Source organism: Mesotoga sp. B105.6.4 (genome assembly GCF_002896535.1).
GTDB lineage: Bacteria > Thermotogota > Thermotogae > Petrotogales > Kosmotogaceae > Mesotoga.
Genome location: NZ_JWIM01000020.1, coordinates 36,555 through 44,990, shown reverse-complemented (window position 1 = coordinate 44,990; position 8,436 = coordinate 36,555). Strand labels below are relative to the sequence as shown.

Genomic DNA, 8,436 nt, shown 5'->3' with positions numbered 1-8,436 from the left:
GACTCGACTTCCGGAACTGTAGTCTCGAGGCTACTCGTGCGTTCACTTTCGTTATGGCCTGACCACTCGCTCACCATACTTAATATGGCTTTGTCAATAGACTTCAGTGGTTCAGTTTCCTTCCCCACTGCTATCCAAGCTACGGGGCTCTGACTTCTTCCCCGGTGGGCCTTTTTCTCCCACTGAACATTCTTGCCTTTGCTGGACGTGCACACACCCCGTCGGCAGGAACATGCCGCCACCCCGCTCAAGCGGGGATTTAAGATCTAGAGCAGAAGGGCGGTTCATCGTTCCGACGCGCTGCACCCAAATTTTTCGTTCCGACGCTGCGCGTCCAAGTTCTTGGTTCTTCGTCTAGGATTCCGTCATTCTGAGATGATCCTGCTCAGAATCCCGATCTTCACGTGAACACAACGGCTCCTTTGCCCGCGAAGTAGAACTGGCTTTGCCAAATCGGTTTGGCATTCTTGTAGTTTTTCTCGCCACAGCTTGCAGTGACTGGCTTTTGAAGATCCGCTATACGCTGAAAGATCAGTTGCAAGTTGTCAGTTCCAAGTTGTAAGACTTAGAAGAAGCCTACGTCAGCAGACTGACTTCCCTCTCTCTCTTCTCTCGTGAGCGTAGCGAACCTCTCTATGCTCTCTTTCTCGATTGTTTTTGTTTTGCCCGCGAAGCGGAACTGGCCACCAAAGGTGACTGTCTCCTGAAGATCCGCTATACGCTGAAAGATCAGTTGCAAGTTGTCAGTTCCAAGTTGCAAGACTTAGAAGAAGCCTACGTCAGCAGACTGACTTCCCTCTCTCTCTTCTCTCGTGAGCGTAGCGAACCTCTCTATGCTCTCTTTCTCGATTGTTTTTGTTTTGCCCGCGAAGCGGAACTGGCCACCAAAGGTGACTGGCCCCTGAAGATCCGCTATACGCTGGAAGAACCGGACATGAACCTCTCGATTCATCCGGCTCCTATTATCCAGCCGCATAGCGTATCTCCATAGTCCATTGAACTAAGAGCTTGGGCTGTCTTTGAGCGATTCTCTTCAACCATTTTCTCGCTCGTACAAGACCTTTTCGTTTCTTGTACTTGTTTCTAACCCATTGAACAAAAGCTTTGTTCAGATGGAAAGCCGTTCTTCAGCGATGAAAAGGTTGTTGAATTCGAAAATGTTTTAAGCGTTTCACTGAAAAGAAGACCAACGGGTAGACCGAAAAAAAGTGACGCTGTATATGGTCTCATTTTCTACAGGAAAATGGTAGGGTCAAGAGATGGCGCCTTGGGTTTAGGACAGAGGGCGAAAAAAGGGGACAGACTCCATTTAGCGGGAAAAAACGGGACAGACTCCATTTTTTCAGAATCGGTTCTTACCAGCGATCAGCGGGTCCTCGTTCTTAAGTGTGCAGCGGCTCTTCAGGGCGAGATCCCGTGCAGGTGCATCACGGGATGACCCTCACAAAAATCAAAAATAGGACAGACTCCATTTTTTCAAGAGCCGTCCTTCGACCTTCGTCCAGGAGCGTGGACCCGTCCTTGGAAGAGCGGGGAAGAGGAGAGAGGAAGAGAGAGAGAAAGAGAGGCCGAGAGGACGCGAAAAAGCGACAGACATCAAGAGCCTGTCAGTCCCTGTTTTCGCTTCTCGTCTTTTCGTGAGCGCAGCGAACGCCTCGACATTGCTCTTTCTCGATCGAATGGTCTTAGCGGTGAACGGGTTAATGGTCTTGAACGGTCAACGGCGAACCATGTTTTACAGCGTTCAGCGGATCTTCAGGGCCAGATCCCGTGCAAAAGCATCACGGGATGACAAAGTGAGTTACTTCTAGGGCAGGCTCTCTTACTTCCTTCCCACCATGAAAACAGGTACCGAAAAATGGGACAGACTCCATTTTTTCAAGAGCCGTCCTTCGACCTTTGTCCAAGAGCGTGGACCCGTTCTTGGATCAAAAATAGAGGATCAAACTCTAAAAATGGGGACAGACTCCATTTTAAGGAACAAGAGCAGTTCTTCGTTCATAAGAGCGTGCAGAGAACCGTCCTTCGACCTTCGTCCAAGAGCGTGGACCCGTCCTTGGAAGAGCGGGAAGAGGAGAAAATAATAGGGACTCCATTTTTAGGAACAAAAGCGGTTCCTCGTTCCGACGCTTCGCGTCCAGGTTCTTGGTTCTTAGGCCGCGGAGCGGAACTGGCGCGACGAGAAGAGCGTATTCATCCCCCAGGGGAATTGGACAAGTAAGTTAGGAATCGAAAGAAAAAAGGGGACAGACTCCATTTTTTCAGAATCCAAAAAAAAACGGGACAGGAAAAAACGGGACAGACTCCATTTTTAGGAACAAGAGCAGGTCTTCCTTCATAAGAGCGTGCAGAGAGCCGTCCTTCGCCCTTCGTCCAGGAGCGTGACCCCGTCCCTTCGGAAGAGCGGGAGAAGAGCAGTTCTTCGTTCCGACGCTTCACGTCCAAGTTCTTGGTTGGTTTAGGATCGAGGCCATAAGAGCGGGAGCAAGATCCATTACTTAAAGAATGGTGTCCCGTATAGAATTACTTCGGGCTGACACGGGATAATCGGATGGGGCATTAGAATCTCATTTCTTTGTCAACAACCAAATGTTCTTGTGGGCCTTCGATTCCTTGTTTGTGGAGAAGACGTATTTTCTGTGAGTTCTTGCTGACCTTTACCTTGCCAGATGAAACCCAGAAGAACTTCCGGTTCTCACTGATGACTCTTATCTGATTATCTATGATCCATTGCTTCATCCATTGCGCCTTTTTGATCACCTCGCCGACCTCAGATTCGTTGGCTGGGTGAATCTCTATGAATGCTGTTTTCAGAACAGCATCAATCTCGATAAAAACAGCATAATCCCATCTATTCTCATTGGGATAATCCTCTTTAAGGCAGCTATCTATATCAACGCTCTTTGCATTGGTTCTCGTTTCTTGAAGACTGACTTTGTCAGGTTTCTTAATTGCTTGAAGTCCGTTCTTTATACAGGGGCCAAGAGATGAATTCATTATGGGCTGCATTTGATCCATTTTCTACCTCCAGAGCTTTGCTACGATTTCGTTTGTCTTGGAAGTGAATTCTACGAGGCCACCCCATTCCGACACTGACTTCTTATCGCTCCCGGGATCGAGTGAAGAAATATCTTCAGTCACCACGCCAGCCTCGGTTGGTTTGAAGTAGTTGACAACAAGCTTCTTGTTCTCAAGATCCTTTATTAGTTTGTTCGTATTTGTCGTTGTTTTTAGTTCGAAAAGGTCGAGGAGAAGCTTCCTCTTTTTGTCAGCAGTTGCTTCAGGATGAGATACAATCTCATTTATTGCCCAAACGAGTTCTATTATTCCCGAAGAATGGGTTGAGAGCAGGACTCTATAATTCCTGCTCAACAGTTCGACTATAGTAAGAAAGACATCTCTAATTGCTAGCGGATGAAGGCCTGCTTCTGGCTCTTCAACTATGACCCACTTCACGCCTTGCTTTTTCGAGACTTTTGCCGAAGGCAGCAGCCAGAACAACCCAAGTAGTAAGGGCGCAAATTCCCTTTGACCCGCAGACCAAGTCATGATGGGCATTGATACTCCTGCAACCTCCAGCATGATTCTTTTCCTGAGGCCTATATCTAGTTTCAATTTGCCTTCTCTCATTATGGATTTCTGCAGCGCGTCCCTTATCTCTTTCTTGAAGTATCCGTCTCTCGGAAAAATCGGGGTATCGCCGCTCCCAAGGCCGGAATCCATTATGCGCCTGATCTTCTCGCTGAAGTCCTTAACAACGAAAGGATACGTAGGATCGAAAGAGGTGAAAGGAAGGGGCCACCCAGCGGAGATAATAAGGACTCGTTGAGCGGGTATATAGAATACTTTGGCCTCACTGTCTTCTCCACCTGATCTCTTCACGTGAGTTTCGATCTGAAACTTTCTTCCGTTAAGTTCAATGCGGCTCTGTGAATTCCATATCGCCTGCATTCCTTCGCCAAAATAGGCCTGCAAGAAACTTTCGAGCTTATTCTTCCAATCAAAGCCAAACTTCTTCAATTCCTTTACTATGTCGGCGTGATCAACGCAGAACTTGAACAACTGAAGAAAGATGCTTTTACCCGTTGCTTGCGGCCCGACGAGAACGGTCAGATCACCGGCCGAAATGTCTGCTTTTTTTATCGGCCCGATATTCTCAAGAACGACTCTCACGGAGAACCCTCCCTTCTTCCTGGGGTGCTTAGTCTAAGCAAAGTAATTATATCAACTTCCGCATGAATTCCTGAATCTTCAACCAAACCACACTAAGTAAGGCCTTTCTATAAATAGGGACTTCATTATTCACATGTCTATCGCACAGACCTCGTTCAGCATGTTTGATATACTTTCAGCATTCACCTTTAGCCCTTTAATGGTCCCGTCCATATCCATGGTCGCCCTTGTATCAAGGCCTACTATTGATGCGATAAGAAATCCACCTTTCAAGATAAAGTTCGATTGGTAGCGTGATGATGAAATTCTTTCCAGCAAACGCTCCAGCATATAGTTCTGAAGGACAATTTGAGCAGATATATTCTTGCTTTTTGCCACGTTCTTAATGATCGCTTTCAGCTGCATCGAGTTCTTCAAAGCAATACCTCCAAATAGGCGCGAAGCTTCTTTTCTACCCTCATGAGCTTTGCATACTTTGAAATCATGGGAATATCTCTACTGGGCAGTTGTGTATATCTCTTGAACGCTTCGCTTATGATCTGGATATCTGTATTACTACGCCCTTTTAGAATATCGCACAGTGTTCTCTCTGCGTTGTAGACCCTCACCTCGTTGCCATTAGGAGTTCTTTTCGTGGTTATACCAAGTTCGTACAACCCGTCTATGACACGGTAGTATTCAACATTTTCTGTTTTTAGATTTGAGGTATTATAGCCGATCGGAAATGTCATTGAATACTTGATCGGAGTTCGATCTGTCAAATCAAGCAAGAATAGAGCCGTTCCATGAGAAAATATCCCCCTCCTATAACGGTTTTGAAGATTGAACATCTCGTCGTCAAGGATTGTAGGAATAATGTAAACGCCTCGTCCCGATCTTTCGAGAAAACCTTTGTCTACCAGGACTCTCAAATAATGACGATTTATCCCCGCTGTTGTGACTTGCCTCGATGTGACTATACCGTTGTTTTTACGTGCGATGTCTAGAATCTGTTCAGCATAAGACATGTATCACCTCTCACAAGAGAACAAAATATCATTTGCGCATACAATTGTATCGTTTATGTGCATGACTGTCAGACTACCATTGAAAATAGGGACTCCATTTTATCAAGAGCGAAAGAGCGGTTCCGGCGCGCTGCGCCCAAGTTTTGCGTTCCGACGCTGCGCGTCCAGGTTCTTCGTCTCCTAGGGGTAGGACCGGGTCTAGGGTATGGTGAGGGTGAGATCCCGTACAGAACCACTACGGGATGACTAAGTGAGTGGGTTCCAGGGAAGGTTCCACGGGGACGAAAGTTCTTTCTCACTTTCAGTCATTCTGGCGTGTACCTGGCCAGAATCTCGATCTTTGAAACAGTTGCAAGTGGCGAGTTGCAAGTTGTAAGAGCAAAACCCGATAAACTTTATAAGTCTCTTGAAACGCGCTCTTCTCGGACGGAGAACGGCGGACCGTTGACGGACAACGTTGTTTTGAACAGCGTGCAGCGGCTCTTCAGGGTGAGATCCCGTACAGAACCACTACGGGATGACTGAGTGAGTGGGTTCCAGGGAAGGTTCCACGGGGACGAAAGCCCTTTCTCACTTTCAGTCATTCTGACACGCTTCTGGTCAGAATCTCGATCCTAACGCGAAAAATGGGACAGACATGAAGAGATTTGTCAGTCCCTATTTTCGCTTCTCGCCATCTCATGTGCGAAGCGAACTCTCGATGTTCTTTCCCGGCTCTTACAAACTCTACAAACACAGTGGTCATTTCCAGCTTAGGTCATCAGGCTCCCAGTGTGAGGCGAAGATCTTATCTCTCTGTAAGGCTTCAAGTACAGGGATTAGGAAGCTCTTGATTTGACCTATAACTTCCTCAAGAGATGTATCAAACGTGGTGTTTTTCTTTTTAGCGAAGGCTGTCCATCTTCTCTTATGGAGTGAATCGGAAGTGAATTGCTTCTCGAATGCGACGATCTCTTCCATCGGTGTGCCACGATTTCTAAATGTTTTTCTAATTGCGGCCTGCAGTGTTGTGCCATTGAAAGGAAAGAACCTGGACAGCAAAAAGATGTCGTAGAAGTCTTTGTAGCGACTGGTCAGGAAACCCAGCGAGGCTATCGCTTCCAGTTTTTCTGCGATAACCGATTCTTTTGAGTATGCGAAGATAACCGGCTCCGGATCATTCAGCAGAACCGGGAATTCCATCTGAACTCTCTCCGGTGTTATGCAGTCGCCAAATCCAACATCGACGGTTATGGATAGTCTTGTTCGCTCCAAGTAGGCCGTAATGGTTACCCGAGTACCGGGGTATTTTTTTGCATCTGCAATGGTGCGTAGGTTCATGCTTTCCAGATCAAAACGTATCCCGTCGTCAGTATCTACCGAGAAGATATCATAGAAAACCTTCTCGAGAGATTCCTTTTCGTTGCTGATTTTCTGCCCCAGCAGATCTATATCCGTTGTTGATCGCGGGAACCGCCCTTCAAATAGCGCATAAAGAAAGATCCCGCCTTTCAATGTGAATTTGTCTTTGTGGGGAGATATGGATAATCTGTATATGGTTCGTTCAAGCGCATAGATTTGCAGTAGATCCTGATAACTCCTGCCTTGCTTCTCGGCTAGATTTCTCAGCCGGGCTTTTGCAGATGCTGCCTTGTTCATAGCAGTACCTCCAGATAGGTTCTCAGAATCTTTGAATTGCCGAGTTCCTTCGCATATCTGTATAGTTTGTTCAGGTTTCGATCCTTTTTTGCGAGATAGTTGACAAGCACTTCCTTTGCGACTTCGATGCCGAGTCTTTCGCGATATTGCAGAATGTCGATTACAGTCTTTTCCGGGTCATAAATGGAGAACTGATTCGAGTCTTCGTTAATAGTCACGATTCCGGTTCTGTATCGTATGTCGTTGTAATAGTAAAGTTGAATCTGAGGCCACTCTGGCATCGTATAAATCCTGTCGCTCCTGGGAATCGCCACGTCTATTGCTGTGGAACGTTCTGTGGTAAGCTGCCAATAGATTGCCGCGCTAATCAGGCAGATCACACCCCTTGGCACATAAGCATTAACATAATAAAAGTCCGATTCATCTCCCTCGTAGATTAGATTTTCATAGCTTTTGCGAGTCAGTTTCTTGAGGATATTCTCCTCGATAAGCTTCTTGATACGATAGAAGCTATATCCCATGTCTTTGAGTTCATCTATTCTAATAATCTTCTTCTGAGGCAGTTGGTGCCTTGTTGAGTTCAATAATCTCACCTCTTCAACAACACTTTCAACGAACACCTGCATCATTCTGTATCTGCCGATGTTCATGAAAATTGTATCATGAATTGCAGTGATTTAGTTGGAGAGCGAAGAGCCGTCCTTGGAAGAGCGGTAGAAGAGCAGTTCTTCGTTCCGACGCTTCGCGTCCAAGTTCTTGGTACGAACCAGGTCTGGGGTATGGGGTCTAGGGTCTGGCAAGAGCTGAAAGAGCGAGAAGAACCGTCCCTCGTACTTCGTCCAAGAGCATAAACCCGTCCCGGAAGAGCGGGAAGAGGAGAGAAGAAGAGAGAGAGAAAGAGAGGGCGAGAGGACGCGAAAAACGGTACAGACGTCAGGAGCCCGTCAGTCCCTATTTTCGTTCTCGTTTTCTCGTGAGCGAAGCGAACGTCTCGACAGTGCTCTTTCTCGATCGAATGGTCTTAGCGGTGAACGGGTACTTGTTCTTGGACGGCTGACGGAGGACGCTCTTCCAGCGTTTAGCGGGTTCTCCGCTTTTAAGCGTACAGCGGAACTTCTGGTGTACAGCGGATTTTCAGGGCGAGATCCCGTACAGAACCACTACGGGATGACAGAATGAGGAGATTCGAGGGTAGGCTCTACGGGATGACGGTCTTTTCTTGCTTTCGGTCATTCTGGTGGGCTTCAGGCCAGGATCTAGATCTTTGAAACAGTTGCAAGTGGCGAGTTGCAAGTTGTAAGAGCAAAACCCGATAAACTTTGTAAGTCTCTTGAAATGCTCTTCTCGGTGGACGGTGGACCGTTGACGGACAACGTTGTCTTCGTCAGCGATCAGCGGGTTCTCGTTCTTAAGCGTACAGCGGAACTTCCAGCGACCAGCGGGTTCTCCGCTTTTAAGCGTACTGCGGTCTTTTCGGTGAACGGGTTCATGATCTTGAACGGTCAACGGATTACGGCTCTACCATGCTTACAGCCTTCAGCGGCTCTTTGTGACCAGCATAAACTGAGATCGACTCCTGCTCTTTCGCTTCATCCTGGGGCGCAAGCGCCAGCATCGC

Annotated in this window: 5 protein-coding genes and 1 pseudogene; all 6 read right to left on the bottom strand. The window is 47.2% G+C overall.

Annotated elements, in window-relative coordinates; genetic code table 11:
* Positions 1-2,559: 2,559 nt before the first annotated feature.
* The 6 genes and pseudogenes from RJ60_RS06000 to RJ60_RS05975 all read right to left on the bottom strand — a co-directional run bounded on the left by RJ60_RS06000 (position 2,560) and on the right by RJ60_RS05975 (position 7,447).
* A complete protein-coding gene (locus RJ60_RS06000; RefSeq protein WP_099830606.1) occupies positions 2,560-3,018 on the bottom strand; it encodes a hypothetical protein in 459 nt (152 codons plus the stop codon).
* A 3-nt stretch (positions 3,019-3,021) separates the two neighbouring features.
* Positions 3,022-4,173, bottom strand: a complete 1,152-nt coding sequence (locus RJ60_RS05995) for an AAA family ATPase (RefSeq protein ID WP_099830607.1) — start codon at positions 4,171-4,173, stop codon at positions 3,022-3,024.
* A 132-nt stretch (positions 4,174-4,305) separates the two neighbouring features.
* A pseudogene (locus tag RJ60_RS05990) lies at positions 4,306-4,578 on the bottom strand (nucleotidyl transferase AbiEii/AbiGii toxin family protein); the annotation flags it as partial.
* An 8-nt stretch (positions 4,579-4,586) separates the two neighbouring features.
* Positions 4,587-5,180 (bottom strand): type IV toxin-antitoxin system AbiEi family antitoxin domain-containing protein, encoded by a 594-nt coding sequence (locus RJ60_RS05985; protein WP_103134246.1) that lies wholly within the window; start codon positions 5,178-5,180, stop codon positions 4,587-4,589.
* Positions 5,181-5,921: 741 nt separating this feature from the next.
* Complete coding sequence (locus RJ60_RS05980; protein WP_103134245.1) at positions 5,922-6,818, bottom strand: nucleotidyl transferase AbiEii/AbiGii toxin family protein; 897 nt, start codon at positions 6,816-6,818, stop codon at positions 5,922-5,924.
* Positions 6,815-7,447: a hypothetical protein gene (locus tag RJ60_RS05975; protein WP_258006197.1), complete on the bottom strand. Its 633-nt coding sequence runs from the start codon at positions 7,445-7,447 to the stop codon at positions 6,815-6,817. Before RJ60_RS05975 ends, RJ60_RS05980 begins: the two co-directional genes overlap by 4 nt.
* Between the last annotated feature and the right edge of the window lie 989 nt (positions 7,448-8,436).